The sequence below is a fragment of the Blastococcus colisei genome (assembly GCF_006717095.1).
Taxonomy (GTDB): Bacteria; Actinomycetota; Actinomycetes; order Mycobacteriales; family Geodermatophilaceae; genus Blastococcus_B; species Blastococcus_B colisei.
This window is the reverse complement of record NZ_VFQE01000001.1, coordinates 2,999,993-3,025,761: the sequence shown is the minus strand read 5'-3', so window position 1 is coordinate 3,025,761 and position 25,769 is coordinate 2,999,993. Positions and strand designations below refer to the sequence as shown.

Annotated in this window: 29 protein-coding genes; 18 read left to right on the top strand and 11 right to left on the bottom strand. The window is 73.9% G+C overall.

Annotated features, from left to right (window positions below; all coding sequences use genetic code 11):
• Nucleotides 1-24: 24 nt before the first annotated feature.
• Nucleotides 25-675 carry a hypothetical protein gene (locus FHU33_RS25870; protein ID WP_246063633.1) on the bottom strand — a complete coding sequence of 217 codons (651 nt, stop codon included), beginning with the start codon at nucleotides 673-675 and terminating at the stop codon, nucleotides 25-27.
• Nucleotides 676-984: 309 nt separating this feature from the next.
• On the opposite strand from FHU33_RS25870, the gene FHU33_RS14345 reads away from it, so the two are divergent.
• From FHU33_RS14345 to FHU33_RS14335, 3 genes are all read left to right on the top strand, one after another.
• Nucleotides 985-1,299 (top strand): hypothetical protein, encoded by a 315-nt coding sequence (locus FHU33_RS14345; RefSeq protein WP_246063930.1) that lies wholly within the window; start codon nucleotides 985-987, stop codon nucleotides 1,297-1,299.
• 62 nt (nucleotides 1,300-1,361) lie between these two features.
• On the top strand, nucleotides 1,362-2,015 hold the full coding sequence (locus FHU33_RS14340) for a CDP-alcohol phosphatidyltransferase family protein (RefSeq protein ID WP_142025946.1): 654 nt from the start codon (nucleotides 1,362-1,364) through the stop codon (nucleotides 2,013-2,015).
• Between the two features lie 116 nt (nucleotides 2,016-2,131).
• Nucleotides 2,132-3,109 carry a carbohydrate kinase family protein gene (locus tag FHU33_RS14335; protein ID WP_142025945.1) on the top strand — a complete coding sequence of 326 codons (978 nt, stop codon included), beginning with the start codon at nucleotides 2,132-2,134 and terminating at the stop codon, nucleotides 3,107-3,109.
• Between the two features lie 135 nt (nucleotides 3,110-3,244).
• On the opposite strand, the gene FHU33_RS14330 is transcribed toward FHU33_RS14335, so the two are convergent.
• Complete coding sequence (locus FHU33_RS14330) at nucleotides 3,245-3,895, bottom strand: flavin reductase family protein (RefSeq protein WP_246063631.1); 651 nt, start codon at nucleotides 3,893-3,895, stop codon at nucleotides 3,245-3,247.
• Nucleotides 3,896-4,000: 105 nt separating this feature from the next.
• Here FHU33_RS14330 and FHU33_RS14325 point away from each other — a divergent pair, with 105 nt between their 5' ends.
• Entirely contained in the window at nucleotides 4,001-4,921 is a 921-nt protein-coding gene (locus FHU33_RS14325; protein WP_142025944.1) for an alpha/beta hydrolase fold domain-containing protein, read from the top strand.
• On the opposite strand, the gene FHU33_RS14320 is transcribed toward FHU33_RS14325, so the two are convergent.
• The 5 genes from FHU33_RS14320 to FHU33_RS14300 are packed head-to-tail and all read right to left on the bottom strand — an operon-like array spanning nucleotide 4,896 to nucleotide 9,673.
• Nucleotides 4,896-5,993, bottom strand: coding sequence for a glycosyltransferase family 2 protein (locus tag FHU33_RS14320; RefSeq protein WP_246063629.1), 1,098 nt, complete (start codon nucleotides 5,991-5,993; stop codon nucleotides 4,896-4,898). The genes FHU33_RS14325 and FHU33_RS14320 overlap by 26 nt on opposite strands.
• Complete coding sequence (locus FHU33_RS14315) at nucleotides 5,990-6,820, bottom strand: carotenoid biosynthesis protein (protein WP_246063627.1); 831 nt, start codon at nucleotides 6,818-6,820, stop codon at nucleotides 5,990-5,992. Before FHU33_RS14315 ends, FHU33_RS14320 begins: the two co-directional genes overlap by 4 nt.
• Entirely contained in the window at nucleotides 6,817-8,502 is a 1,686-nt protein-coding gene (locus FHU33_RS14310) for a phytoene desaturase family protein (protein WP_246063625.1), read from the bottom strand. The genes FHU33_RS14315 and FHU33_RS14310 overlap by 4 nt, the downstream gene beginning before the upstream one ends.
• A gap of 2 nt (nucleotides 8,503-8,504) precedes the next feature.
• Entirely contained in the window at nucleotides 8,505-9,125 is a 621-nt protein-coding gene (locus FHU33_RS14305; RefSeq protein WP_142025942.1) for a GNAT family N-acetyltransferase, read from the bottom strand.
• Entirely contained in the window at nucleotides 9,122-9,673 is a 552-nt protein-coding gene (locus FHU33_RS14300; RefSeq protein WP_211355134.1) for a YbaK/EbsC family protein, read from the bottom strand. Before FHU33_RS14300 ends, FHU33_RS14305 begins: the two co-directional genes overlap by 4 nt.
• A 434-nt stretch (nucleotides 9,674-10,107) precedes the next feature.
• Between FHU33_RS14300 and FHU33_RS14295 the strand changes: the two genes are divergently transcribed.
• The 6 genes from FHU33_RS14295 to FHU33_RS14270 all read left to right on the top strand — a co-directional run bounded on the left by FHU33_RS14295 (nucleotide 10,108) and on the right by FHU33_RS14270 (nucleotide 16,226).
• On the top strand, nucleotides 10,108-10,344 hold the full coding sequence (locus FHU33_RS14295; protein WP_142025940.1) for a hypothetical protein: 237 nt from the start codon (nucleotides 10,108-10,110) through the stop codon (nucleotides 10,342-10,344).
• Nucleotides 10,341-10,676, top strand: a complete 336-nt coding sequence (locus tag FHU33_RS14290; protein WP_142025939.1) for a type II toxin-antitoxin system PemK/MazF family toxin — start codon at nucleotides 10,341-10,343, stop codon at nucleotides 10,674-10,676. Before FHU33_RS14295 ends, FHU33_RS14290 begins: the two co-directional genes overlap by 4 nt.
• 285 nt (nucleotides 10,677-10,961) lie before the next feature.
• Nucleotides 10,962-11,285 (top strand): DUF6504 family protein, encoded by a 324-nt coding sequence (locus tag FHU33_RS14285; protein WP_142025938.1) that lies wholly within the window; start codon nucleotides 10,962-10,964, stop codon nucleotides 11,283-11,285.
• Nucleotides 11,285-11,791 carry an SAV_6107 family HEPN domain-containing protein gene (locus FHU33_RS14280; protein WP_142025937.1) on the top strand — a complete coding sequence of 169 codons (507 nt, stop codon included), beginning with the start codon at nucleotides 11,285-11,287 and terminating at the stop codon, nucleotides 11,789-11,791. The genes FHU33_RS14285 and FHU33_RS14280 overlap by 1 nt, the downstream gene beginning before the upstream one ends.
• 73 nt (nucleotides 11,792-11,864) lie before the next feature.
• Nucleotides 11,865-15,635, top strand: coding sequence for a DNA polymerase III subunit alpha (locus tag FHU33_RS14275; protein WP_142025936.1), 3,771 nt, complete (start codon nucleotides 11,865-11,867; stop codon nucleotides 15,633-15,635).
• Nucleotides 15,636-15,938: 303 nt separating this feature from the next.
• Nucleotides 15,939-16,226 (top strand): CopG family transcriptional regulator, encoded by a 288-nt coding sequence (locus FHU33_RS14270; RefSeq protein WP_142025935.1) that lies wholly within the window; start codon nucleotides 15,939-15,941, stop codon nucleotides 16,224-16,226.
• A 69-nt stretch (nucleotides 16,227-16,295) separates the two neighbouring features.
• Here FHU33_RS14270 and FHU33_RS14265 read toward each other — a convergent pair whose 3' ends face one another.
• A complete protein-coding gene (locus tag FHU33_RS14265) occupies nucleotides 16,296-16,490 on the bottom strand; it encodes a hypothetical protein (RefSeq protein WP_142025934.1) in 195 nt (64 codons plus the stop codon).
• Nucleotides 16,491-16,662: 172 nt separating this feature from the next.
• Here FHU33_RS14265 and FHU33_RS14260 point away from each other — a divergent pair, with 172 nt between their 5' ends.
• The 6 genes from FHU33_RS14260 (at nucleotide 16,663) to FHU33_RS14235 (ending at nucleotide 21,129) form a co-directional block, all read left to right on the top strand.
• A complete protein-coding gene (locus FHU33_RS14260; RefSeq protein ID WP_142025933.1) occupies nucleotides 16,663-17,148 on the top strand; it encodes a VOC family protein in 486 nt (161 codons plus the stop codon).
• A 163-nt stretch (nucleotides 17,149-17,311) separates the two neighbouring features.
• Complete coding sequence (locus tag FHU33_RS14255; RefSeq protein ID WP_246063623.1) at nucleotides 17,312-18,061, top strand: class I SAM-dependent methyltransferase; 750 nt, start codon at nucleotides 17,312-17,314, stop codon at nucleotides 18,059-18,061.
• Complete coding sequence (locus FHU33_RS14250) at nucleotides 18,058-19,230, top strand: alkaline phosphatase family protein (protein ID WP_142025931.1); 1,173 nt, start codon at nucleotides 18,058-18,060, stop codon at nucleotides 19,228-19,230. Before FHU33_RS14255 ends, FHU33_RS14250 begins: the two co-directional genes overlap by 4 nt.
• A 215-nt stretch (nucleotides 19,231-19,445) precedes the next feature.
• Nucleotides 19,446-20,174, top strand: a complete 729-nt coding sequence (locus FHU33_RS14245) for a GAF and ANTAR domain-containing protein (RefSeq protein ID WP_170182456.1) — start codon at nucleotides 19,446-19,448, stop codon at nucleotides 20,172-20,174.
• A gap of 223 nt (nucleotides 20,175-20,397) precedes the next feature.
• A complete protein-coding gene (locus FHU33_RS14240) occupies nucleotides 20,398-20,727 on the top strand; it encodes an STAS domain-containing protein (RefSeq protein WP_246063621.1) in 330 nt (109 codons plus the stop codon).
• Between the two features lie 132 nt (nucleotides 20,728-20,859).
• On the top strand, nucleotides 20,860-21,129 hold the full coding sequence (locus FHU33_RS14235; RefSeq protein WP_142025928.1) for a hypothetical protein: 270 nt from the start codon (nucleotides 20,860-20,862) through the stop codon (nucleotides 21,127-21,129).
• A gap of 12 nt (nucleotides 21,130-21,141) precedes the next feature.
• Here FHU33_RS14235 and FHU33_RS14230 read toward each other — a convergent pair whose 3' ends face one another.
• From FHU33_RS14230 to FHU33_RS14220, 3 genes are all read right to left on the bottom strand, one after another.
• Nucleotides 21,142-22,077, bottom strand: coding sequence for a ferredoxin family protein (locus tag FHU33_RS14230; protein ID WP_142025927.1), 936 nt, complete (start codon nucleotides 22,075-22,077; stop codon nucleotides 21,142-21,144).
• Nucleotides 22,074-23,042: a cupin domain-containing protein gene (locus FHU33_RS14225; RefSeq protein WP_342778655.1), complete on the bottom strand. Its 969-nt coding sequence runs from the start codon at nucleotides 23,040-23,042 to the stop codon at nucleotides 22,074-22,076. The genes FHU33_RS14230 and FHU33_RS14225 overlap by 4 nt, the downstream gene beginning before the upstream one ends.
• A gap of 314 nt (nucleotides 23,043-23,356) precedes the next feature.
• Nucleotides 23,357-23,641: a BatC protein gene (locus FHU33_RS14220; protein ID WP_142025925.1), complete on the bottom strand. Its 285-nt coding sequence runs from the start codon at nucleotides 23,639-23,641 to the stop codon at nucleotides 23,357-23,359.
• Nucleotides 23,642-23,866: 225 nt separating this feature from the next.
• Between FHU33_RS14220 and dinB the strand changes: the two genes are divergently transcribed.
• On the top strand, nucleotides 23,867-25,159 hold the full coding sequence (gene dinB / locus FHU33_RS14215; protein ID WP_246063619.1) for a DNA polymerase IV: 1,293 nt from the start codon (nucleotides 23,867-23,869) through the stop codon (nucleotides 25,157-25,159).
• Nucleotides 25,160-25,285: 126 nt separating this feature from the next.
• Nucleotides 25,286-25,705 carry a DUF3040 domain-containing protein gene (locus FHU33_RS14210; RefSeq protein ID WP_142025924.1) on the top strand — a complete coding sequence of 140 codons (420 nt, stop codon included), beginning with the start codon at nucleotides 25,286-25,288 and terminating at the stop codon, nucleotides 25,703-25,705.
• The last annotated feature ends 64 nt before the right edge of the window (nucleotides 25,706-25,769 follow it).

Here is a 25,769-nt window from a genome sequence, read left to right as displayed (position 1 = left end):
GTCGGAGGTAGACACCGCGCTGCTTCAGGGGGCCTTCTCCAGCCGCCGGGCGGCGGATCTGGCGTCCCGCGTGGCTACCAAGCGGCGTGCCTTGTCGGCCAACTGCGCCGGCGCGACGATCCGGCCAGCGGCCCAGCGCAGCAGCTCGGCCTCCACCTCGGCCCGAACGATCGGGTCGTCGATGGGGGCGACCTTGTCCAGCATCGTCCAGAGGTGGCCGGGGTGCAGCGCTCCGGCCTCGAGCGCGGCCAGCGTGCCCGGCAGCCGGTACACCAAATTCAGTGACCGGCTCAGCATGACATCGGCCGCCGACGCGCTGATCGACAGGCCCACCACGAGTTCGCGGGCGGCCCACTCGCTGACCGGCCGCAGGTTTTCGGGGCGGGCGGCCCAGCGTTCGGGACTCATCGCCCCCGGCTCGCCCTGCGCCCGGTCGGCGGTGGCTGGGCGAGTGGCGGCGAACTCGGCCACCGCGCGTGCCCTCAGGGCGGTCTGCCGGCCGATCTCGCGGTCCGCCGCCTGGACGGCGCCGAGCGGGCCGTCAGACAGTGCGACCGGTGGCGCCAGCTCGGGCAACTCGGTGGACGCCTTCGCCGCTCGACGCCGCCGGCCCGCCGCAACGGCCCGGCGGCGCGCCGCGGCGTACCAGTCGCCCGTCGCCGCTTCCGTCGTCATGTGTTCGATCATACGTTCGAATGCTGTGTTCGGCAAGCCGGAAGCGCTGCTCAGGCGGTTGATGCCGAATCAGTAGTGGGCGTGGCGGGGCTGGTCGGGCAGCTCGGCCATTGGACCGCGCGCGTACGGGTCCTGAGATCGAGCGCATCGGACCGACGCTGGGTCGCGTGCCGGCGTGGCTGATGACGGTCGACGACGCGCTTTGCCTCCACCTCGATCTCTGAGCCGACCCCTAACCTGCCGGGGTGAGCGAGATCGCTGCCCTCCTGGCCTGCCTCGTCCTCGGGGGGGCTCGCCGTCCTGCAGGTGATGCTCGCTGCCGGGATGCCGTACGGCCGGCTGGCGTGGGGCGGGCAGCACGTCGTCCTGCCGCGCAACCTCCGGATCAGCAGCGCGGTGTCGGTCCTGTTCTACGTCATGATCGCCGGGGTGGTCCTCCAGGCGGCGGGCGTCCCGTCCTTCCTGCCGGCCGGCTTCTCCGGCGTGTGGATCTGGGTCCTGGTGGGCTACTTCCCGCTGGGTGTCGTCATGAACGCCGCGTCTCGCAGCAGGGCGGAGCGGCTCGTGATGACGCCGGTCGCCCTGCTGCTGGGCGCCGCCTGCCTGCTCGTCGCCCTCGGATAGGCCGCGCACCTTAGGGTTCGGGCCGTGGCCCCCTGTCCGGAATCCGCGGGCGAGGGGGAGACGTGCTGAGCCGGGACGAGTACCTCGCCGCCTGGTCGCGCTGGCACGGCGACACCGACACCGCCCGCCCCCTGGTGCGCGGCTGGCTGACCGCCGCCTGGACCCTGGCGCGTCCGCTCGCCGGGCTGCCCCCCGTCGTCGCCACCGCGTTCGGGTTGCTCGTCGCGGCCGCCGCGCTGGTCCCCGCAGCAGCCGGCGGGGCGTGGCTGATCGCCGCAGGCGTTCTCGTGGGACTGTCCGGTCTGCTCGACTCCCTCGACGGGGCGCTGGCGATCGGCACGGGCCGCGCCTCCCGGCGCGGGTTCGTCCTCGACTCCGTCGTCGACCGGCTCAGCGAGGCGGCCTACGCCGGCGCGCTGTGGGTCGCCGGCGCGCCCGGCTGGCTGGCCGTCCTCTTCGGCGCCCTGTGCTGGCTGCCCGACTACCTGCGGGCACGGGCAGGCCAGGCGGGCGTGGGGGAGACCGGGGCGCTGTCGGTGTGGGAGCGGCCCACCCGCGTCGCCATGACGGGGATGACCCTGGGCGGCGCCGGGGTGCTCGCGGGAACGGGGGCCGACGAGCTGGTGGTGACCGCGGGCGCCGGTGTCGGTGCACTGCTCGGCGCGGTCGGAGTCGTGCAACTGGGCATCTCGCTCCGCCGGATGCTGGCGGAGTGACTCGTCGGGCCGCGTACGCACCGTGCTCCTAAGGTGTGCGGGTGTTCTGCACCGCGTCAGGGCACCCGACATCGTGCGGTGTGCGTTCCGCCGATCCAGCACCGAGGGAGCGTTCCGTGCCCGTCGTCGTCACCGGCTCCATCGCCACCGACCACCTGATGACCTTCCCGGGGAAGTTCGTCGAGCAGTTCGTCGAGGGCCAGATGGAGAACGTGTCGCTCTCCTTCCTCGTCGACGACCTGGTGCAGCACCGGGGCGGTGCCGGCGCGAACATGGCCTACGGGCTGGGCCTGCTCGGTCTGGGGCCGGTCCTGGTGGGGGCGGTCGGGAGCGACTTCGCGGAGTACGACGCCTGGCTGACGCGGCACGGGGTGGACACCCGCAGCGTGCACTGGTCGGAGCTGAAGCACACCGCCCGGTTCGTGTGCACGACCGACGCCGCCAACAACCAGATCGCGTCCTTCTACTCGGGCGCGATGTCGGAGGCGGGCACCATCGAGCTCGCCCCCGTGGCCGACCGCGTCGGTGGGCTCGACCTCGTGGTCGTCGGCCCGAACGATCCCAAGGCGATGGTGCGGCACACCCAGGAGTGCCGGCAGCGCGGCTACCGGTTCGCTGCCGACCCGAGCCAGCAGCTGGCCTGGGCCGACGGCGACATGATCCGCGACCTCGTCGACGGCGCGGACCTGCTGTTCACCAACGAGTACGAGTCCCACCTGCTCCAGCAGAAGACCGGCTGGGACGAGGTCGAGGTGCTCGCCCGGGTCGGCACGTGGATCACCACCCGTGCCGCCGACGGGGTCCTGGTCCGCCAGGCCGATGCCGAGCAGATCTCGGTCATCGCCGTCCCGGAGACCAAGCCGGTCGAGCCGACCGGCGGCGGTGACGCCCTGCGTGCCGGGTTCATCGCCGGCCGCACGTGGGGCTTGGGCCTCGAGCGGGCCACCCAGCTCGGCTCCGCCGTCGCGACCGCGGCCGTCGAGGTGATCGGCACCCAGGAGTACGACCTGCCCGAGGAGAGCTTCCTCGCCCGGTTCGCCGAGGCCTTCGGCGCCGACGCCGCCGACGAGATCGCGCCACACCTGCCGGGCTGAGGCGGCCCGGGTTGACCCTCGCCGTCCGACGTTGAGCCGGGCCGTAGTGCGGCTGAACGTCCGCCGCACCGGGTCAACCCCCGTGGTCGAGCACCTCTCAGCAGCCGGGATGTCGAGCGGCGAGGGGATCCTCCGTCAGTCCCCGCGGACCTGCTCGCCGATGGTGGGGTCCTCGGCCCAGCGGCGGTAGGGGATCCGCGGGATCTCCTTGATCTCCCCGATCGTGGTCCACTCGTTGCCGCCCAGCCGGGCGAGTGGACGCAGGTGCTCGATCCGGGGCCGACCGTCGCGGACGGCATCCGCCCGCACGCTGATCAACCGGACCCGGCCGAACACCACCGTGCTGTCGCCCAGGCGCACGGTCGAGTGCAGCGTGCACTCGACCGACACCGGTGACTCGGCGACGCGCGGCACGGAGACCCGCTCGCTCGGCTCCAGCCGGACGCCGCACTCCTCGGCCTCGCTCACGCCCGCGGGGAAGTCGGTGCCCGTGGCGTTGATCTGCTCGAAGAGCGCCTCGGGTGTGAGGCTGACGGTGAACTCGCCCGTCGCCTCCACGTTGCGCAGCGAGTCCTTGCGGCCGACCGAGGTGAACTGGACCACCGGCGGGTCGACGCAGGCCACCGTGTAGAAGGAGTGCGGCGCCAGGTTGAGGACGCCGTCGGCCGAGCGGCTGCACACCCACGCGATCGGGCGGGGGACGACGACGGAGTTCATCACGCGGTAGAACGCGCCCGTCTCCATCTCGGTGGGGTCGAAGAGCGCGCGCTCGGCGGAGTCGGTCACCGGCCCATCGTCGCCGGCACCCGATCCGTCCGCGCAGGCGGGGCCGGGGGATACCGCCGTCTAGGGTGTCGCGAGCCGCCGGACGACGGGAGCGATGGTCCGCACATGAGCAGTCTGCAGATGAAGGTGGTCGCCGCGGTCCTGCGCCTGGCCTACAAGCCGCGGATGGCCACCGCCGAACGTGGTCGCGCACGGGTCGCGGCGCCGAAGGGCCCGTCCGGACCGCCCGCGAAGGTGCGCAGGCGGCACGCGGTGAGCACCCGGCGGGTCGGCGGGTTCGACTGCCACACCGTGGCTCCGCGAGGTGGAGGTGCCGCACGCGCCGCGATCTACCTCCACGGCGGCGCCTACATCAGCGAGATTTCCCCGCAGCACTGGACGCTGATCTCCAGGATGGCCGACGCGGGCGTCCGCGTGGAGGTGCCCAGCTACGGCCTCGCGCCGCAGCACACCTACCGGGACGCGTATCCGTTCCTGACCGAGGTCTACCGGCAGCTCGTGGCCGACGTGGACGCCGCCGCGATCACGGTGGTGGGCGATTCGGCGGGCGGGGGACTGGCCCTCGGACTCGCGCAGACCCTCGGCGACGCCGGGCTGCCGCAGCCGGGCCGGCTGGTGCTCGTGGCCCCCTGGCTGGACCTGACCCTCAGCAACCCCGACCTGCCTGCCGTCGAGGAGCGCGACCCCTGGCTGAGCACCGCGGGTTTGCACGAGGCGGCGAACGCGTGGGCCGGGGGCGACGACCCGACCGACCCGCGGCTCAGCCCGCTGGGCGGCTCCCTCGCCGGGCTCCCTCCGACGGACCTCTACGTCGGCACCCGCGACATCTGCCTGCCCGACGCCCTCCTCCTCCGGGACCGCGCCGCGGCCGAGGGCCCGGCGCTCCGCCTCACCGTCTGCGAGGGGGCGGTCCACGTCTACCCGCTGGTTCCGGCTCCCGAGGGCCGTGCCGCGGCCCGCGAGATCGTCGCGTCGGTGGCAGCGGGGACGGCGGAGCGACCTACAGGTGCCGATCCCGCCAGGTGAGGGTGCCGCGCCGGTGGCCGACGACCGACCGAGCCATCAGCGCGTCGAACACCAGGATCGACACCGGGTGGGCCAGGGCGTCCGGCCAGATCCGGCCGCCGGTCGCCGCGGCGACGGCGGCACGACCGGCCGCGCCGGCCAGCCAGCCGACCAGCCCGGCGCGGGAGCCGCGGAGCGCGGCGACGGGGGGCACCACCCAGACGGCGGTGAGGGCGACCGCCGCCGCGACGCTCGCGGCGGGGCGACCGCCGACCGCCGCCCACAATGACTTGGCGTAGCCGTCCCGCAGCGCCGGCCACCCGTAGTACATGCGGCAGGCGGCCAGGCGCGAGCCGTCGATCGGGACGCCGCGCCCTCCCGCGCGCTTGACCGCGCGCAGCAGGGCGATGTCCTCGAGCACCTCGCCCCGGACGGCCGCGTGGCCCCCTGCCCGGTCGTACCCGCGCCGGCCGAGCACCAGGAACTGACCGTTCGCGGCGGCGAGCGACGGCCGGCGGGAGCGCTCGGCGAGCCGCAGCGGGAGCGTGGTCGCCCACAGCCACGGCGCCAGGGGTTGCACGAGCCGCTCGGCCGGGCCGTGCGCCAGCGGGCGCGGCCAGGGCGAGACCAGGTCCAGGCCGTGCCGCTCCAGGACGGCGACGGCGCCGGCGATCGCGTCGGGGAAGAGCCGGACGTCGGCGTCGACGAAGACCAGCACCCCGTCGTCACCATCGTCGGCGGCGGCCGCCCCGGTGGCGCACGCGTGCGGTTTGCCCAGCCAGCCGGCCGGCGGAGGGGCGGCCCGGACCAGCCGGACGCGCGGGTCGGCCACCGATTCGACGACGGCCGCCGTCCCGTCGGTGGAGCCGTCGTCCACCACGACCACCCGGAGGGCGGGCACCCCGCGCTGGTCGAGCAGGGCGGTCAGGCAGCCGCCGATCTGCTCCTCCTCGTTCCGGGCCGGCACGACGACGGTGACCGGCCGGCGGACGGGCGGAGGGTCGACCGGCGGACGGCGGAGCAGCACCACGTTGAGCGCCGCGTGCAGAGCCCCGAGGACCGATACCCCCGCGAGGACGCGGACGAGGCTCACCGGCGGCCCGCGGCGGCCCGGTGCTGGAGGACGAGCACGACCAGCACGGGGACGGCGAGAGCCGCACCCCAGGCCGCCGACCCGGGAAGCCCCAGCCATCCGGCGTGCGCCAGTGCGCCGCCCAGCGTCATCCACCCGAGCACGAGCAAGGGCGCCGCGTCGCTGATGCGGGCGTCGTCCGGTATGGCGGTGCGGGTGACCAGCAGGTCGAGCAGCGCCATGAGCACCAGCCCGGCGAGCAGCCAGCCGCCGAGGTTGGTCAGCGGCACGGTGTCGATACCGGGCAGCCCGGGCTGCGGATATGTCCAGGTCCAGTAGCCGGCCTGGACCATCTGCGGGTCGAGGACGACGTCCCAGGCGGCGAAGATCGCCGCCGCCCAGACGACGCGGCCGGGGCGGCGCAACGCGGTCCGGACCGGGCGGGCGAGCCGGTCGGCCAGCACCCAGCTCGGCCACGCCATCATCAGCCAGGCCAGCGGGACGAGGAACGGCACGCCCAGGAGGGTCGGGCCGAGGGCGTCGCTGTAGCGGTAGGTCCCGTAGGGAAACCCCGTGGCCAGGCCGATCGACTCGAACGCGATCGCCGTCGCGGTGACGAGGGCCAGCACGCCGGCCGCGGTGCGCACCCCGCGGCTGAGCCCGGCGTGGACCACCGACAGCAGCGAGCCGAGGACGACGATCGTCCAGCTGACCGTGTCGCGGGCGGCCCCCGAACTCAGCGGATAGGCGATGGCGGTGAGCACCAGTGCCACCGCGATCAGCAGCGGGAGCACGTTCCCGGGGGCCGGCCGCCAGGCCCGGGTGCGCGCCGCGAGCGCCGTGGTCACGCGGACGTCCGCCGCAGTCGGGCGGCGGTGCGGCGCAGCGCCCGGCCGGCCGTGGCTCGGGCCCGCGGCAGCGCGCGCCGGTCGGCCAGCAGCACGCGTGCCGACGTCCGTCCGGAGTTGCCGGACACGCCGCCACCGGGGTGGGTCGAGGCGCCGGCCAGGTACAGGCCGGGCAGGCCCGGGACCGTGTAGCCCGACAGGGCAGGGGTCGGCCGGAAGGCGAACATGCTGGCCAGGCCCATCTCCACATGCATGACGTTGCCACGGAGCAGGGACAGTTCCTGCTCGAGCCGCAGCGGCGTCTGGACGTAGAGCTCCTGCACCGACGTCGCGAAACCAGGGGCGTAGCGGTCGACCGCGGCGACGAGGCGCTGGGCTTCGCCCTCGGCCAGGGCGTCCCAGTCGGCGCCGTCCGCGAGCGCGTACGGGTACCACTGGCCCCAGATCGTGACGACGTGCTGCCCCGGCGGGGCGAGGGTGTCGTCGCTCGCCGAGAAGCACATCGCCAGCGGCACCGGGCTGCGCGGGAGCTGTCCGGCCGCCCAGTCGCCGTGCGCCGAGGCCAGCTCCGCGCGGTCGGTGCAGAGCAGCTGGAGTCCCTGGAGGGCCTGCTCGGGGGGCGCTCCGGGATAGACCGGGGGTGAGTCGGTGAGCGCGCGCACCACCAGTCCGAAGCCGTTGCCCAGGGGCGGATCGGCGTCGGCCAGCGCGGGAGGGGCGTCGTTTCCCGCCAGCTCCCGGGTCACGTTCACGTGGCAGGCGGCGACGACGGCGTCGGCGTGCAGGCGCCGTCCGCCGACCGTCTGCACCCCGGTGACCCGCCGGCCGCCGGCGCCGTCGTCCCCGGTCAGCAGCCGGGCGGCGCCGTCGCCGAGCACCACCCGCCCGCCGTCGGACTCCAGCCGGCGGCGCAGCGCCGCGGTGAGCCCTCCGGAGCCACCGACCGGATGTCCGGGCGGGACATCGTGGAGCAGCGCGAACCAGGCGACCATCGCGGCCGTGCCGGGTTCGGACATCGGTGGCCCGGACTGCGCCCCGAACCAGGCCAGCGCCGCCTTGAGGCGCTCGCTCCGGAACCAGCGGTCCAGCAGGGCGTCGCCGGAGCCCAGGAAGTCGACGGCGAGCTCGCCGCCGGGGGTGCGCGGCCGCCCGTCCGCCGGTGCCCCCAGCGGCCAGAACGACCGGAGCAGCCCCGCCGCGTTCGGCCGTCGGCCGAAGGAGGCGGCGACCGCGCGGCTGCGCGGCCCCCACACCTCGACGAAGCGGCGGTAGGCCTCGGCGTCGTCGGGGCCGCACGCCTCGGCGATCGAGGCGCACGTCGCATCGAGGTCGACGGAGAAGACCAGCGGACGGCCGTCGGGCCCCGCGTCGCCCGGCGATGGCGCGGGCGCGAAGCCCCACGGGTCGCAGTCGATGTAGCGCAGGCCGTGGGCGGCCAGCTCGAGCTCCTCGACGATGCCGCTCTGCCGGATGATCACGTGCGCGCTGGAGCCCCGGTCGACCAGGACGCCGGGCCAGCGCTCGACGGTCGAGACCGCGCCGCCGAGCACCGCGTCGGACTCGACGACCTCCACCGACAGTCCTTCGCGCGCCAGGTAGCAGGCGGCGACCAGCCCGTTGTGGCCGGAACCGATCACCACGACGTCGACACGGGCATCTGTGGCTGGCAGTGAGGTCGGCACGCTCAGTTGTTCGCCCGGTCCCGGTCGTCCGGATGCAGGGGTTCGCGGGGGTGGAGGGGGAGCCGGACGCCGAGGATGGCGAACGGCCGCGAGTCGCCCGGGAAGTGGTAGCCGCGCGCCAGGTCCACGAAGCCGTCGGCGTGGTAGAGGCGGAACGCCTTGGTGTCGGCGTCCGGGGTGGAGAGCAGGGCGACGGGCTGGGGGACGCCGGCGACCAGGGCGCGCAGGAGGCGGCGGCCCAGTCCGCGGCTCTGGTGGTCGGGGTGGACGTGCAGCTCGCAGACCTCGAAGGCGTCGGGCAGCCACTTCTTCGCCGTCCGCCGGTCCAGCGCCGCGCGCACCTGGTCGTGCCACCACTGGCCGGGCGCGACGACGTAGCCGTAGCCGAAGCCCACCAGCTGCTCGGCTGGCTCGCCCCCACCCGTCCCGGTCTCGGCGAAGGCGCCGACGGCCCGGAAGCCGGGGCGCTCGGTGTGCTGGATCGCGTAGCCGTAGCGGCCGGCGACGACGGCGGAGTCGTACCCCATCGCCAGGCCGTAGATGGTGAGCGCCTCGTGCATGTGCTCGCGCAGCCACGACGTCGGCAGCTCGATGACGCGGGTGGCGGGCCGGGTGTCGGTCACGGGAGGGCCGCCGGGGCGGTGGAGTGGGTGGCTGCAGGGTTCGCGGTCGTCGCGGTCGGCCCGGTGCCGACCTCCGCCGCCGTGCCGCCGGTGAGGCGGAGCAGCTCGTCGTAGGTCGTGGGGAAGACGGTGTGCGGGTGCCCGCCGGCGGCCCAGACCCGGTCGTAGCGGGCCAGCTCGACGTCGACGAGCGTGCCGATCGGCTCGGGGTGGCCGATCGGGGCGACGCCGCCGATCGCCTGCCCGGTGTGCCGGCGGACGAACTCCGGCGTCGCCCTGCTGATCCGGGGGACGCCGAGCAGAGTGGCGACCAGGGTCTCGTCGACCCGGTGGGCGCCGCTGGTCAGCACCAGCAGCGGGTTGCCGTCGACGTCGAACACGAGGCTGTTCGCGATCGCGCCGACGGGGACGCCGAGCTGCGCGGCGGCCGTGGCGGCGGTGCGCGCGCTGTCGGGCAGGTGGTGCACCTCGCCGGCGGCACCGGCGGCGCGCAGGAGGCGCGCCACCTCGGTGACCCGGGGATGCTCCGGCGAGGTCGGTGGAGGCATGGCCGGATCCATGGCCCGATCCTGCCACCGGCCCGGGAGGCTTGCCCCCGTGGTCGCTTCCGGACCGGGGACACGCATCGCGGGGCCGATGTCTGCCCGATGGCCGTGACCGGGGCGGCACCCTCTGGGTCCCGACGATCGGTGATGCCGTCGGGCAGGATGCAAGGCGTGACGGGGTGAGAAGTCCATGGCGCACCTGCGGGTCAGTACTGATGAGCAGGAGAAGACCTGCCTCGGTCTCGACGCCAACGCGCCAACCGGTGGTGGCCAGGGTGTTGTCCCTGTCGAGTAGCCCTGGGTGTTCGCCGCGTCGTGAGCGAGGTCGTCGTCGATCGCCTTCCCGCGGGAACGGAGGTGCCATGTCCCGCATCGTGAATTCGGGCGCGACCGTGCGACGCCTTTCAGCATGTGTATGCATAACGTATGCTGTACTCATGGCGCAGGGTGACACCACTGTCCGGGTTTCCCGCGAGACGAGGGACGAGGTCCGCCGGCTGGCCGCCGAGCGCGGTGTGAGTGCCGACCAGGTGTTGGCCGAGGCTCTTCGACTCACCCGCTGGGAGGCGCTCCGTCGCCAGGCGGAGCTGGAGATCGCCGAGGCCGCGGCAGATCCAGCCGATCGCGCCGAGTTGGCTGCCGCCGTCCGAGAACTGACCGGCGCCGAGGAGTGAGGGGCGCCGTCCACCGGCTCCGTGCCGACCGGCAGGCCCGGGGTCACGAGCAGACCGGGCCGCGCTACGCGGTCGTGCTGCCGGCCTCACGGTTCGACCTGCTGTCCCGATGGATCGTGGCGCCGACCAGCACCAGGGCGCGCTCGATGGTCGTCCGACCGGAGGTCGACTGGGGGGCCGGACCGACACGCGTGCTGTGCGATGCCCTGACGGCGGTGGACCCGGGTGTGCGCCTCGGCGAACAGGTGGGCCACCTGACCCACGCCGAGCAGCAGCAGATCGACCTCGCGCTGGCCCTGCTGCTGGACCTCGCGCCTCCAGCGGGCTTCTGAGGGCAGCGCGCGCCCCGATCCGGAGCAGGGGTGTGCGGAGCTGCCGCCTCTCCCGAACCAGGGATCTCGCGTGTCAGGCCCGGCGAGGTAGGACGACAGCGGTCGGTCGCTGGCTCGACGCCGACACGGTCGCCGCGTCTTGACGCCGCCCCCGGGGTCAGGTCTACTGGAACCTGTGTTCGAACAGATGTTCGAGTACGGTCGGTCTTCCGCCGCTCCACGGTCCTTCCCCACCCGGAGCGGCGGTCCGGACCGGCGGGGGAGTCGGAGCGTGGGGAGGCTGTCGTGAGCCGGGTGCTCGGTGAGGTCGTCGGACGGGCCGGCGAGGAGGTCCAGGTCGAGCGTGGACCGCTGGGGCCGGTGCAGTTCTGGCGCGGGCAGTCCCGGTACCTGGTGGGCGAACTGCTCGACTCCTGGGTCGAGACCGCGCCGTGGTGGCGACGAGACGCCACCGGTGGTGGGGCCTCCGCCGAGCTGGTCGCCACCCAGGAGGTGTGGCGGGTCGAGGCGGTGCGGGCCGGGCGGTCGCGGACCAGCTTCGCGGGGGTCTACGACCTCACCTGGGACGCGGCGGGCAACCGCTGGTGGCTCGTGCGGGTGCACGACTGATGGGCGCCGCCCGAGCCGTCCCCGTCGGCCAGCTGCCGTTGCCCCCCGCGATGCCCGCCGCGGCGGCGCAGCTCCTCGACCAGGCGCACCGCGGGCTGGCCGAGGCGGCTGCGGCAACCGATCCGCGGCAGCGCTACGCCACCGCCCACCTGGGCGCGCTGCGCGGCGCGGCGGCGGTGCTGGCCGCCCGCACCCGCCCCGAGCCCGCCCGCCGTCGTCCCCGCAGTGCGTGGGTGCTGCTCGGGCAGGTCGCGCCCGAGCTGGGCGAGTGGGCCACCTTTTTCGCCGCCGGCGCCGCGAAGCGGGCCGCCGCCGAGGCCGGGCTGTCCCGAGCGGTGACCGAGCGAGAGGCCGATGACCTCGTCCGCGACGTCGGCGCCTTCCTCGGCGTCGTGGAGAACTGCCTCGCCGCCTCGTACGGGAACCTGTCCGCGCCCGAACCGGCCCGGAGCACCTACACCCGTCCGCGGGTGGTCGGCGGCACCGCATCCGGGCCCAGGCGGTGAGCGAGCTTGCGAGCTCACCAGTAGACACAGCAGCCACGGTCACGGGGCTGACGAGCGCCAGCGAGGAGGCCGCGTGAGCGACCCCTTCGTCCACCTGCACGTCGCCTCCGGCTACTCGATGCGGTACGGAGCCAACCACCCGGCCGATCTCGTGGCCCGCGCCGCCGAGCACGGCATGCCGGCGCTGGCGCTCACCGATCGCGACGGGCTGTACGGCGCGGTGAAGTTCGCGCTGGCCTGCCGGTCGGCCGGGGTGCGGCCGATCTTCGGGGTGGACCTCGCCGTCGCCCCGGCCCTCGACGCGACGGTGCCCCCGGCGCTGGCCCGTGCCCTGGGCGGGGAGGAGTCCGGCGCTCGGCCGCCCCGGCTGCGCGCGCCCGGCCGTCGCAGTCCTGCCCGTGGCGGGGCGAGCGTCGACCCGCGACTGCCGCGGGTCACCTTCCTCGCCCGGGACGGCGTCGGCTGGCGCTCGCTGTGCCGGCTGACCAGCGCCACCCATCTACGCGGCACGCGCGGGGAGCCGGTGAGCTCGCTGGCCATGGCGGCCGAGCACGCGAACGGGCTGATCGCACTGCTCGGCCCCGACTCGGCGGTCGGCCGGGCGCTGCTCACCGGCCGGGCCGACCACGCGGCAGCCCATCTGGACGCCTGGCGGGCCGCCTTCGGTCCGGGCCGGCTGGTGCTCGAGCTGGTCCACCACCGCGGCCACGGCGACCGGGTGCGGGCGCAGGCGATGCTCCGGTTCGCCGCCGAGCAGGGCGTCCCGGTGGTGCTCAGCAACGCCGTCCGGTACGTCGACGCCCTCGACGCGCCGACCGCCGACGTGCTGGACGCCGCACGCCGGCTGGTCCCGCTCGACGAGCGGCACGTCGACCGGCGCACCGCCGAGGGCTACCTCAAGTCGGGCAAGGAGATGGCCGCGGTGGCCGAGGACCTGGTCGGCCCCGACCGGGACGCCGCACTGCGCCTCCTCGAGGGCACCGCCCGGCTGGCCGAGCAGTGCACCGTCGACATCCGCGACGACCTCGGCATCGGCAGCGTCCGCTATCCCGAGCTCGACGTCGTCACCACCCCCGCCGAGCGGGGGATGGGCCCGTCGCGGGTGCTGCGGGCGCGGTGCGAGGCAGGCCTGGGCCGGCGCGGGATGGCGCCGTCGGAGCGGGTGCGGCAGCGGCTGGACGAGGAGCTGGCGGTGATCGACTCACTCGGCTACCCGTCCTACTTCCTCACCGTCGCCGACGTGGTCGACCTCATCAAGAGCTTGAGGGTTCGGGCCGCTGCCCGCGGTTCCGGCGCCGGCAGCCTGGTCACCTACCTGCTCGGCATCTCCGACGTCGACCCGCTCCGGTACGGGCTGCTGATGGAGCGGTTCCTCTCCCCGCTGCGCCACCAGCTGCCCGACATCGACATCGACGTGGAGTCCGCCCGGCGGATGGAGGTCTACGACGCGGTGATCGACCGCTTCGGCGCGGACCGGGTCAGCTGCATCTCGATGATGGACACCTACCGGGTGCGGCACGCCATCCGCGACGTCGGGGCCGCGCTCGGATTGCCCCCGGCCGAGATCGACGCCGTCGCCAAGGCGTTTCCGCACATCCGGGCCAACCAGGTGCACGCCGCGCTCAAGGACCTCCCGGAGCTGCGGGCCAGCCGCCTGGGCTCGAAGCGATCCGGCGGCAGCGGTGATCTCGACCTGATGTTCGACCTCGTGTCCCGGCTCGACGGTCTGCCCCGGCACATCGCGCTGCACCCGTGCGGGGTGCTGCTGTCGGATGCCACGCTGCTCGACCGCACACCGGTGGAGAACAGCTATCTCGGCTATCCGATGAGCCAGTTCGACAAGGACGACGTCGAGGAGCTGGGGCTGCTCAAGCTCGACCTGCTGGGCATCCGGATGCAGTCGGCGATCGCGCACGCCCTCGACGAGGTGGCCCGGGTCGACGGCGAGACCGTCGACATCGACGCCGTCCCGCGGGACGACCCCACGACCTTCGAGCTGATCCGCAGCACCCGCACCCTCGGCATGTTCCAGATCGAGTCGCCGGGGCAGCGGGAGCTGGTGGGCAAGTTCGGGCCGCGGACGTTCGAGGACATCGTCATCGACATCTCGCTGTTCCGGCCCGGGCCGGTGAAGAGCGACATGGTCACCCCGTTCCTCATGGCCCGGAACGGCTGGCGGGCGACCGAGTACCCGCATCCCGACCTCGAGTTCTGCCTCGAGGAGACCGCCGGGGTGGTGGTCTTCCACGAGCAGGTGCTGCAGATCGTGGCCCGGATGGCCGGGGTGACCCTGGCCGAGGCCGACGAGGTGCGGCGGGCGCTGGGGGAGAAGGACGCCCATCCCGAGGTCCGGGCCTGGTTCGTGCCCCGGGTGCTGGACAAGGGCTACCCGGTGGAGGTGGCCGAGCAGGTCTGGCAGGTGCTCGCCGCCTTCGGGTCGTTCGGCTTCTGCAAGGCCCACGCCGCGGCGTTCGCGCTGCCCACCTACCAGTCGGCCTGGCTGAAGACCCACCATCCGGCGGCCTTCCTCGCCGGGGTGCTCACCCACGACCCGGGCATGTACCCGAAGCGGCTGATCCTCGACGACGCCCGCAACTTCGGGATCCGGGTGCTCGGCCTGGACGTCAACGCATCGACCGGCCCCTACCGGGTGGAGCGGCTCGAGGCCGATAACTCTGAGGCTGAAGTAGAGATCGAGCACTGGCTGCGGCCGGAATGGATGCCGGCCACCATGCGCGACCCGTCCCGCTACGGGATCCGACTGGCCCTGGCCGACGTGAAGGGCATCTCCGACGACGAGGTGGCCCGGATCGTCACCGGCCAGCCCTATCGGTCACTGACGGATTTCTGGCACCGCGCGTCGGTCTCCCGACCCGTGGTCGAACGGCTGGTGCTGGCCGGGGGCTTCGACTCCCTCTACGGCTTCGGGGTCCGCGACCGGGAGGCCGGCCGGCCGACGCACCGCCGGAAACAGGTGACCCGACGCGACCTGCTGCTGCAGATCGGGGAGCTCGACCGGTGGAGCCGCAGCGGTGCCCGCGTGAACTCGAGCGGCCAGCTGAGCCTGGACCTGATGGGGCTGGGGCTCGAGGAGGAGGGAGTCGCAGGGGAAGGAGGACGGGAGGACGACGGATCGGCGGGGCTCAGCTGGGCAGAGGGGAGCGGTCTGCCGGAGTTCACCGACGCCGAGCTGGTGCGCGCCGAGCTGGAGGTGCTCGGCCTGGACGCCAGCCGGCACGTCGTCGACTTCTACCGGCCGTTCCTGTCCGCCATCGGCGCAGTTCCGGCGGGGGAGCTGCTCACCTGCCGCAGCGGTGCGGAGGTGCTGGTCGCCGGGGTCAAGGTGGCGACCCAGACGCCGCCGATCCGCTCCGGACGGCGGGTGGTGTTCGTGACCCTGGACGACGGCACCGGCTGCACCGACTCGACGTTCTTCGAGGACGCGCAGGGCCCCTACGCCACCACGGTCTTCCACTCGTGGCTGCTGGTCATCCGGGGGGTGCTGCGCCGCACCGGCCCGCGCGGGGTCTCGCTGCGGGCGACCGGGGCGTGGGAACTGCCGGCCCTGCACGAGGCGTGGGAGGCCGACGGACCGGACGGCGTGCGCGAGCTGATGGCCGCCTCGGGGGAGTTCACGGAGCAGGCGATCGCGGGGGCCGCGGCATCGCACGGTTCGCGGCCGGTCGTCGTCCGGCCGGTGCTGGTCCATCCCACGGGGTTCCGGATGTCGCCCTACGCCGACATCAAGCCCGCCGGGGAGGACTCGAAGGTGGCAGCCCGGCGGGCGGCGTCCGGACCGCCCCGCAAGCTCTGGCACTCCAGTCCCGGCAGCTCGGGCCACTGATCCGCGCCGGAGGGTAGATGACGGACGGGTCGTTGACCGAAAGATTAATGCAGTGCAAAATTCACTGAGCGAGGAGATCAGGTTCACCCAGTCAGCCCGTCGACATCGAGTCGGTAAAGCACACGCGGTGCATGTGATCGAGAACGTCGCGCCACACGAGATTCCGGCTGATGGAGAGCTCGATGCCCGCAAGGTCTGGATCGGACCTGACGACCGAGGTGTGGAGTTGGAGATCGTGACAGTGGTTCTGCCTACCGGGCTCCTGGTCATTCACGTCATGCCGACTGCACTACGGAGGAAGTCATGACGAAGTACCGGATGGGACCTGACGTCGACCTCCGAAGAGAGGACGTACGAGACAGTCAGGGGCGGCGGATCACCGAGGAGTACGCCGAGCGCGCCACTGATGACGCGCTGGCCTTTGTCGGCCGGGGACGACCGTCCCTGACCGGAGCGAAGGCGCCGTCTCCACAGGTGACCTTCAGGGTGACACCCGAGCTGCGGGCGAAGGCCGCCGCTGAGGCTGCCCGGCAGGGGCGGCGCATCTCCGATGTCGCTCGCGAAGCCCTCGAGCGGTACCTCGCGTCCTGAGCAAAGGGGCCGTGAACCGCTGAGGTCGAAGGCCGGTGGCCCTCCGAACCGGGCCGCGCGCGAGGGGGCTCAGCCCTCCTCGTCCTCGCCGTCGGTGGCGTCCTCGACCTCCTGCTCGGCGTCCTCGACACCTTCCTCGATGTTCTGCTCGACACCGTCGTCGACGACGTCCGACCCGCACGCGACCGTGGTGAGGGATGCGGCAGTGATCGCGAAGGCCGCCGCGGTGGAACGGAGCAGGCGTGGGCGGGTGGACGTGGGCATGGGCACTCCTCGGTCGACGGCGGTGTTGACCGTGGAGGGGTGCCCGTGAACGGCCGGTCGGCAAACGACCATCGCGCCGGCGGCTGCTCCGGAGCCAACCGATGAGTCCTGCGCCGGGCCACGGTCTACCCATCAGCCGGCGACCCGGCCGGACGCGAGAGAGGACGGCCCCATGCCCAAGCAGATTCCCTGTCTCTGGTTCGACGGCACGGCCGAGCAGGCCGCCCGGCACTACACCTCGATCTTCCCGAACTCGAGCATCGGGGACGTCACGCGCTACGGGCCCGACATGCCCCCGCCGATGAAGGAGGGCGACGTCCTGACCGTCGACTTCACCCTCGACGGGCAGCCCTACACCGCCCTCAACGGCGGGCCCCAGTTCCCGTTCAGCGAGGCGGTCTCCTTCCAGATCATGTGCGAGGACCAGGAGGAGGCCGACCACTACTGGACCCGGCTGACCGAGGGCGGCGAGGAGAGCATGTGCGGCTGGCTCAAGGACAAGTTCGGCGTCTCCTGGCAGGTCACCCCCACGGAGCTGATGAGCATGCTCAACGATCCCGACCCCGGCCGGGCGCAGCGAGCCACCCAGGCCATGCTGCAGATGCGCCGGATCGACATCGCCGAGATCAAGCGGGCCGCCGACAGCGTCCCCGCCTGAGAGGACCCGCCCCTCCCACGAGACAGCGGCGAACCTCACCTGCGGGTTGCCGTCCTCGTGTCGGAGCGCGAGGTCGGTGGCTCGAAGGGAAGGACGGCGGGCCTCGCCGGCTCGGGCTCGCGCGAGCGAGTGGTCGCAGCCTGCCGCCACTAGGCTCGCTGAGGTGCCCACGCCCCCTGCGTCGATGACGGAGCAGTTACCCGCCCGGACCGCCGCCGTGTGGGCCGCGCTCGACCCGCTGGTGGGCGCGGGCAGCACGCTGCGGGTGCTCGACGTCGGCGGCGGCAGCGGCATGTTCGCCGTCCCGCTGGCCCGATTGGGCCACGACGTCACCGTCGTCGACCCCAGCGCCGACGCCCTCGCCACCCTGCGACGGCGGGCCGACACCGACGGCGTCGGTGCCCGGGTGCACGGCGTCCAGGGCGACGGCGACCTGCTGCACGAGGTCCTGCCCGCTGTCGACGACGCGTCCGCGGGCTACGACCTGGCCCTGTGCCACTACGTGCTCGAGGTCGTCGACGACCCGGCCGTCACCCTCCGGGAGATCGCCCGCGCCCTCCGGCCGGGCGGTCAGGTGAGCGTCGCGACGGTCAACCGCGCCGGCGCCGTGCTCGCGAGGGCCGTCGCCGGGCACCCCGTCGAGGCGCTCGCCCTCCTCGAGGACCGGGATCCCGCCCCGGGGCGCGCCAGGCCCGCCCGGCGAAGGTTCAGCCCCGACGACCTGCTCGCCCTCGTCGCGGGGGCGGCCCTCACCCCGGGGCCGTGGCGCGGCGTCTCCGTCGTCGCCGAGCTTCTGGAGGGGATGTCCGGGGCCGACCCGCAGGCCGTCCGCGCCCTCGAGGTGGCCCTCGCCGAGGCCTCGCCGTACCGGGACGTCGCCACCGGCCTGCACGTCCTGGCCGCCCGCGCGTGAGTCGCCTCCCAGACGACCTCGCCGTCCCCCCGTACGGCACCGCGACGCTCGCCGACGTGCTTCCCAGCGCCGCCGCGGCGCTCGGCGTCCCGGTCGAGCGCGGCGACCTCCCCACCGATCCGCTCGGCCTCACCGGGGCCCTCGGCGGCGCCCGCCGGGTTGCCGTGCTCCTGATCGACGGCCTGGGCGCCGACCTCGTACGGACCCACGCCGACCTCGCCCCGACCCTCGCCGCGCTCAGCAGCCCGGTCGGCGACCTCTCCGCGCCGTGCCCCAGCACCACCCCGGTCAGCCTGGCGACGCTGGGCACCGGCCTCCCGCCGGGCGCCCACGGCATCCTCGGCTTCGTCACCGCCGTCCCGGGGGAGGAGCGCGCGCTCAACCACGTCCAGTGGGGCGACGACCCCGACCCCGACGTCTGGCAGGCGCAGCGCACGGTCTTCCAGCAGGCCGACGCCGCCGGCGTCCCCGCCACCGCCGTCGGGCCCTACAGCTATGCCGGCTCCGGTCTCACCCGGGCGGTCTACCGCGGCGCCACCTACACCGGCGCGGTCAGCCACGGCGACCTCTGCGCCCTCGTGCTCGGCTCGCTGGCCGCCACGCCCCGCGCCCTCGTCTACGGCTACATCCCCGAGCTCGATCTCACCGGCCACGTGCGCGGCGTCGGCTCGGCGGCGTGGCGGAGGCAGCTGGCCTTCGTCGACCGCGTCGTCGAGGAGCTCGTCGCCGGCCTACCCGACGACGCGGCGCTGATGGTCACCGCCGACCACGGGATGCTGGACGTCCCCGACGCCACCCGTTTCGACCTCGACCAGGAGCCCGACCTCGCCGACGGCGTCCGGCTGCTGGCGGGGGAGCCGCGCGCCCGCTACGTGCACGCCGAGCCGGGCGCCGAGGACGACGTCCTGCACCGCTGGCGCGAGGTGCTCGGCGACCGGGCGTGGGTGGGCAGCCGGGAGGACGCCGTCGTGAGCGGCGTTTTCGGCCCGGTGGACGACGGCGTCGCGGAGCGGATCGGCGACGTCGTCGCCCTGGCCCGCGGCACCTGGGCACTCACCGCGCCGCGGCGGGAGCCCGGGCCCAGCAGCCTCATCGGGTACCACGGCTCGCTCACCGCCACCGAACTCGCCATCCCGCTGCTGATGGCGCGGGGACGCGCACTCGGCTGACCATCAGGCATTCGCACAGCCGCTGTGGGCTGACGCGCTCCGGCGGCTGATCGACCGGGCGGCCGGTTCTCACCGCATCCGCCGCAGGTGCGCGTAGGCTCGATGTCGATCGAGGTCTCCTCGAGTGAGCCGAGCCCGGGGTTCACCGTCCTTGGTGAACGACGGCGAACAGCACCAGCTCTGGCTGCGGGAACGACACCACGATGGCCGACTCGATGGCTGACACCCCCACGCCCACGACGGACGAGGATGCACGCGTCGACCAGTCCGCCCTGCAGGAACTGATCCTGAGCACGGAGGGGATGACCGAGTTCCTCGACGAGCTGGTGCAACTGGCCGCGGCCGGGCACGGGTCGTGCGCTATCACCGTGCGCTTGGACGACAAGACGCGGACTGTGGCCAGCAGCGACGACCTGGCCGCACGGGCCGACGAGATCCAGTACGCCCAGGACGAGGGTCCGTGCCTGGAGTCCATGCGCACCGGCGCCGTCGTGTCCGCCCCGGACATGGCCGTCGACGATCGGTGGGGCAACTACCGCAGCTATGCCCTGGCTCAAGGAGTGCGGTCGGTGCTCTCGACCCCGATGGGAGTCGATGGCCGGCACTTCGGGGCACTGAACCTGTACTCGACCGAAGCAGGCACCTTCGACGCCGAGACCCGAGCCCAGGCCGAACGCTGGGCACAGCAGGCCTCCGGTGCGGTCGGCGTCGCGCTCCGCCTGGCCGAGCGCACGCGCCACGGTCAGCAGCTGGCGGAGGCGCTGACCTCCCGCTCGATCATCGACCAGGCCATCGGCATCCTGATGGCCCAGCAGCGATGCTCGTCGGGAATGGCCTTCGAGATCTTGCGCAGCGCCTCGCAAGGCCGCAACGTCAAGCTCCGCACGATTGCCGCGGACATCGTGCGGGCCGTCGGCGAGGGATCCGACGAGACCTCCGGGTAGCCGCCACGTCGTCGCGTGGTTCGGCTGGGGGTAGTCGAGCCGACGACACGGCGGTAATCTCGCCCCAGCGGTTAGGCCTCAGCCGCGATCAGGAAGCGTCCGCCTCCCAGCCGCGCCGGTCCGGCGCAGTGCTCGACGGTCGGGCTCTGGTCGAGAGGCCTGGATCTTCGTGGATTCCTCTGCTGGGCGCGACGGCTCGGACACCGACGATGTTCAGTTGTTCGTGGCAGACGATCTGCTCGGCATCGAGGTGGTGTCGTCGGATTCCGGCACAGCCGTGACGGTGGCGCCGACCGGTGAGATCGATTCCGTCTCCGCGCCGGTGCTCCGTTCGGCACTCGTCAGCTGCCTGCGGCCACCGTGCACGCAGGTGATCGTGAACCTGACCGGAGTCACGTTCCTCAACTCCGCCGGGCTCACCGTTCTGGCAGAGGCTCACCGCCTGGCCCGGGCCGACGGAATCGAGCTCGCTGTCCGCGGTGGTGGCCGGGCAGTGCGGCGGCCGTTGCAGATCACCGGTCTCTGGGAACTCATGGCAGTACCGGCGAGCTGATGAAGGGCCGCTGAGCCCCGTGCCGTGTTTCCATGGACTGGCCAGTTCCCCTGACCGGACGCTGGCGCGACCGGCATGCGAGCGCTGTGACGACGCGCGATCCGAGGTCCTGTGCCCGGTACAGGATGGCCGGTGGCCCGCCTTCCCTCGGGTTTCACCGTGATGTGGCACCGGGACCCGACGCAGCTGGTCGATCTGCCGAGCATCCGGGCCAGCATCCGTGCCTTCCTGGCCGATGATGATGCGCCCGTCGTCCCGTTCTCGGACTGGGTCGAGCAGCTGGTTCTGGTGATCGACGAGATCACCTCGGACGCGCTCCGCCACGGCGCCGTCCCCGTGCACCTCCGCCTCCGCAACGACAGCGATCACCGACGACCACGGCTGGCGCGACGGGGCGCGTGAGCCGGCACCCGGTCAGGCCGCCGCGAACGTCACGTGCCAGGTGCGCGAGTGCGCCTGATGCGTGGCCCGGCAGGTCAGCCGGGCGGCCACGGTCGACGGGCGGCTCTCCACGCGGGTGACGACGTCCCCGTCGGGGCCGGCCAGGGTCACCACCCACCGCTCGATCTCCGAGCCCGGCGGCGTCCGCTGCTCCATCGAGACCACCGGCAGGTCGTGGAGGCCGAACAGTCCCAGTTCGCCGCGGGCGAAGTGCTGGGCGGCCTGCCCGGGCGGGGGGACGCCGGCCCGCCCGCGCAACCAGGGGAGTGCCACCTCGCCGCGGGTGTGCGCGGCGACCAGGTCGGCGCCGTCGCCCGGCACCTGCCCGTAGTAGAAGCCGTGCGGCAGCACCAGCACGTTGGCGGCGAACCGGTCACCGCCGAGGTGGCTGCACTCCCAGACGTCGGCCGGTCCCGGCGCCGGCAGGGCGCGGGCCAGGGGCCGGCCGCGCAACGCGCAGCACGCGTCGTGCCCGCCGTGCGTGCACACCAGGTAGGTGGGGCCGGGTGCCGCTGCGCCGACCGATCCGTCCCAGGGCGCGGTGAGCAGGTCGGCGTCCGACGTCCGCACCGACCACCACAGCCCTTCGTGCCCCGGGCGGCTGTCGGCGTAGGCCCAGCGGCGCCCGGAGTCGGCCAGCCGGTCCCCGGGGCGGCGGACCAGCAGGAGCCGCACCCCTTCGGCGCGGGACCGTCTCGCCAGCAGCGGCGCCACCTCGGCGTCGAACCGTGACTCGGTCAGCGCGTCGCGTCCCCAGGGGCCCGGCTGCTCGATCAGCAGCCAGCGCTGGGCGGGGGAGGCGGTCGCCACGGGGGAGTCGCCCCGGACCAGGGCCTGGACCGAGCAGCGGCTGTCGTCGAGCCGCCCCAGCGGCCGGGTGCCTTCCGGCGGGGCGCTGTTCGCCGTCACGGCGCGGTGGTCGTCCCCGCATCGGGGACGGTGGCGATCGCCTCGGTCACCAGCCGCCTCGCGAGGGTGATCCGATCGTCGGGGTCCAGGCCGGGCAGGTCACCGACCTCGAGCTCACCGACCTCCAGGAGCGCGGCCAGCGCGTCTCCCACGTCGGCCGGGAAGGAGTGCGAGCGCCGTCCGGCCAGCAGGGTCACCCGGCCGTCGGCGGCGTCCCGCAGGCTGCACCGCAGCCGGCGGCGCAGCCGCAGGACCGTGCCGGGGCCGATCGCGGCGGCCGCGGCGGACTGGGTCAGCGGGGCCACGGGCTCGGGGCGCACCTGCGCCCAGGTGCCGGCGCGCAGCCGGTCGGCGACCTCGGCGGGGTCGACCCGGCCCAGCCACTCCTGCAGGCCGGCGATCACCGCGGCCACCTCGTCGCGGACCGAGCCGGGATCGCTCAGGTCGACCCCGAGCGGCAGGGAGCCGCGCAGCTCCGGGTCGTCGGCGGCGAGGGTGCGGACCAGGTCCAGGGCGGATTCGGCCGCCGCCCACCGGGTCACCGAGTGGACCCCGATGGTCAGGTGCGCGCTGATCTCGCCCAGGGCCCTCGCCGAGTGCAGGTAGCCGCGGGGCAGGTAGAGCGCGTCGCCGGGTCGCAGCACCGCGTCGATGACCGGTTCGCGTTCCGCGGCCGCGGCGACCTCGGCCGCACGGTCGTTCCAGGGCTGGGTGCGCAGCGGGTCGCGCAGCACCGGCTCGTGGATGGTCCAGTGCTTCTCGCCGGCCACCTGGAGGACGAAGACGTCGTGCACGTCGTAGTGCGGGCTGAACCCGCGCGAGGACGGCGGGGTGACGTAGGCGTTGACCTGGGTGGGATGGCCCAGGTCGGCGGCCAGCTGGTCGGCGAACTCGATCAGTGGCGGCCAGAGCCGGTGCAGGCCCTGGAGCACGACGGTGCTGCCGTCGGCGAACAGTCGCAGCACCGCGTCCGACGACACCTGGTCGCCGATCTCGGCGCCCGCGCCCCCGGACGTGGTGAAGCGCTCGGGGTCGACGACGGCGCCGTCCTTGGCGATGCGCAGGAAGGGCGTGCGCAGTCCGCGGCGGGAGAGCAGCTCGTCGACGGCGGCCAGGTCGAGCAGGTCGGTGAAGGAGCCGCCGGTGTCCTCGGCGCGGGTCAGCAGCGGCCGGCGGGACCAGTACTGCTCGGCGAAGACGCGCGGGTCGATGTTCGTGCACCGCCGCAGGGCCGGGCGGAGCTCATGCTCCGCCCGGCCCTGGATGGTCAGGCCCTCGGTCAGGCCGAACCGTCCGCGCCACCGTCGGCACCGCCATCGGCGCCACCGTCGGCACCACCGTCGGCTCCGCCGTCCGCACCCCCGTCGGCACCCCCGTCGGCACCGCCGTCCGCGCCCCCATCGGCTCCGCCGTCGGAGCCGCCATCGGCTCCGCCGTCAGCCGGGCCGTGGGCGCCGCTGTCGGCTCCGCCGTCCGCGCCGCCGTCGTGGGTGCCCGGGCTGCCCGAGGCCCCGCCGTCGGCCGGACCTTCCGTGCTGGTCATGTCGTCGTCGTCGAGAGCCATGGCATCTCCGTCCAGGTCGGTCCGGGGCTGCCGGCCGGCAGCCTCCCGTCGCTGATACCTCCGTCATCCTCGTCCGACACCTGCACTCCTCACCAGCCGACCAGCGACGACGCCGCCAGGTCACGACCACGACACGACGCCGCGCCGCCGCGCGCGTCCCGCTGTCCGGGTCGGTACTGTCCGGATCACAGGATCGAACACTTGTTCGAGACGAGGGGAGGCGTGATGGGATCGGGACGGGTGGCGGGCTGCACAATCCTGCACGTCGACATGGACGCGTTCTTCGCCAGCGTCGAGGTGCGACGGCGCCCCGACCTGGCCGGCACCCCGGTGATCGTCGGCGGAGCCGGCAACCGGGGAGTGGTCACCTCCGCGACCTACGAGGCCCGCCGCTACGGCGTGCACGCAGCCATGCCGACCGCCCGGGCCCTCCGGCTGTGCCCGACGGCGACCGTGCTGCCGGGGGACATGGCGCTCTACAGCGAGGTCTCGCGGTCGGTGATGGCGCTGTTCCGCTCGATCACCCCGCTGGTCGAGCCCCTCTCGCTGGACGAGGCCTTCCTCGACGTCTCGGGTGCCGGGCGCCGGCTGGGGGACGCGGCGGAGATCGGCGAGTACATCCGCGCCCGGGTCTTCGACGAGCAGGGGATCACCTGCTCGGTCGGGGTGGCCGGCACCAAGTTCGTCGCCAAGCTGGCCTCCACCCGCGCCAAGCCCGACGGGATGCTGGTCGTCCGCCCGCCGGAGGTCATGGACTTCCTCCACCCGCTGCCCGTGGGAGCGCTGTGGGGCGTGGGCCCCAAGACCGAGGAGCAGTTGCTCCGCCTCGGGCTGCGCACCGTCGGCGACCTCGCGCACGTGCCGGCCAGGACCCTCCAGCGGGCGGTGGGCGCGACCTCGGGCTCGCACCTGCACGAGCTGTCCTGGGGCCGCGATCCGCGCCGGGTGGTTCCACACGAGCCCGAGAAGTCCACCGGGCACGAGGAGACCTTCGGCACCGACGTCGACGACCCGGTGGTGATCCACCGCGAGCTCCTCCTGCTGGCCGAGCGGACGGCGGGCCGGCTGCGCGCCGGAGGATGGCTGGCCCGCACGGTCAGCATCAAGGTCCGGTTCGCCGACTTCGCCACGATCACCCGCAGCCGCACCCTCGACGTCCCCACCGACGTGGGACAGGAGCTCTACGACACCGCGCGGGCCCTCTACGACGCGCTCGGCCTCGAGCGGGCCCGCATCCGGCTGGTCGGCGTCCGGGCCGAGCGCCTGATCGACGCGGGCTCCGCTCCGCAGCAGCTGGAGCTCGGTGCCCGGGAGCGCGGCCGCCGGGAGGCCGAGCTCGCCGCGGACCGCGCGGCGCGCCGGTTCGGCGCCGGCGCGGTCCGGCCGGCGACGCTGCTCCACCGGTCGGGGCGGCCGGGTGGGCAGGGTGGGCAGGAGTGGAGTGGGCAGGGCGCATCCGCTGGTCAGCGAGCCAGGAACCGCAGCGGCCCCCCGGTCGTTGCCTACCCGGAGGAGTGATCGAGCGACGATCGAACACGGGTCGTCGCGTGGTCGCCTTTCGCAGCCCGCAAAGGCCTCGTATCCTCGAAGTCACCGTCGGCGGGAGCCACCGACGGCCCTGGCTCCGCCCACCTGGAGGTCGACGTGCCGCTCTCCGAGCACGAGCAGCGTCTGCTGGAGCAGATCGAGCGCGCCCTCGTCGATGACGATCCCAAGTTCGCCTCGTCTGTACGCACCGGTGACCGCCGGTTGAAGGCCCGCCGCGCATTGCAGGTCGGCGTCGTCCTGGTGGTCATCGGGCTCGCGGGTCTGGTCGGCGGCGCCGTCGCCCAGTCCGTCCCCGTCGGCGCCCTGGGCTCGCTGGTGATGTTCGCCGGTGCGGCCCTCGCCGTCCTGAACTACAAGGCGGCCACCGGCGTGGTCGAGGCCGGCAGCGCGCCGGCCGACAGTCGTGGGCCGGCCGGGCCCGGGCGACCCGGGCGCCCTGGCCGTGCGAACCGGCCGGGCCGGCAGCCGCTGAAGAGCCGCCTCGAGGAGCGCTTCCGCCGGCGCTACGACCAGTAGCCCACCGCGCATGCCCTGAGAGCCGCCGCCCCTCCGGACGGCGGCTCTCGGCGTCGGGGGAGCG

Bases quoted from the DNA above. Each gene is read 5' to 3' on its own strand.
- FHU33_RS14280 (WP_142025937.1), top strand. From the start codon at position 11,285: ATGGGCGCCGCCCGAGCCGTCCCCGTCGGCCAGCTGCCGTTGCCCCCC.
- FHU33_RS25870 (WP_246063633.1), bottom strand. From the start codon at position 675: ATGACGACGGAAGCGGCGACGGGCGACTGGTACGCCGCGGCGCGCCGC.
- FHU33_RS14245 (WP_170182456.1), top strand. From the start codon at position 19,446: ATGGCTGACACCCCCACGCCCACGACGGACGAGGATGCACGCGTCGAC.
- FHU33_RS14270 (WP_142025935.1), top strand. From the start codon at position 15,939: ATGACGAAGTACCGGATGGGACCTGACGTCGACCTCCGAAGAGAGGAC.
- FHU33_RS14295 (WP_142025940.1), top strand. From the start codon at position 10,108: ATGGCGCAGGGTGACACCACTGTCCGGGTTTCCCGCGAGACGAGGGAC.
- FHU33_RS14260 (WP_142025933.1), top strand. From the start codon at position 16,663: ATGCCCAAGCAGATTCCCTGTCTCTGGTTCGACGGCACGGCCGAGCAG.
- FHU33_RS14220 (WP_142025925.1), bottom strand. From the start codon at position 23,641: ATGGCTCTCGACGACGACGACATGACCAGCACGGAAGGTCCGGCCGAC.
- FHU33_RS14300 (WP_211355134.1), bottom strand. From the start codon at position 9,673: ATGCCTCCACCGACCTCGCCGGAGCATCCCCGGGTCACCGAGGTGGCG.
- dinB (WP_246063619.1), top strand. From the start codon at position 23,867: ATGGGATCGGGACGGGTGGCGGGCTGCACAATCCTGCACGTCGACATG.
- FHU33_RS14345 (WP_246063930.1), top strand. From the start codon at position 985: ATGCTCGCTGCCGGGATGCCGTACGGCCGGCTGGCGTGGGGCGGGCAG.
- FHU33_RS14325 (WP_142025944.1), top strand. From the start codon at position 4,001: ATGAGCAGTCTGCAGATGAAGGTGGTCGCCGCGGTCCTGCGCCTGGCC.
- FHU33_RS14265 (WP_142025934.1), bottom strand. From the start codon at position 16,490: ATGCCCACGTCCACCCGCCCACGCCTGCTCCGTTCCACCGCGGCGGCC.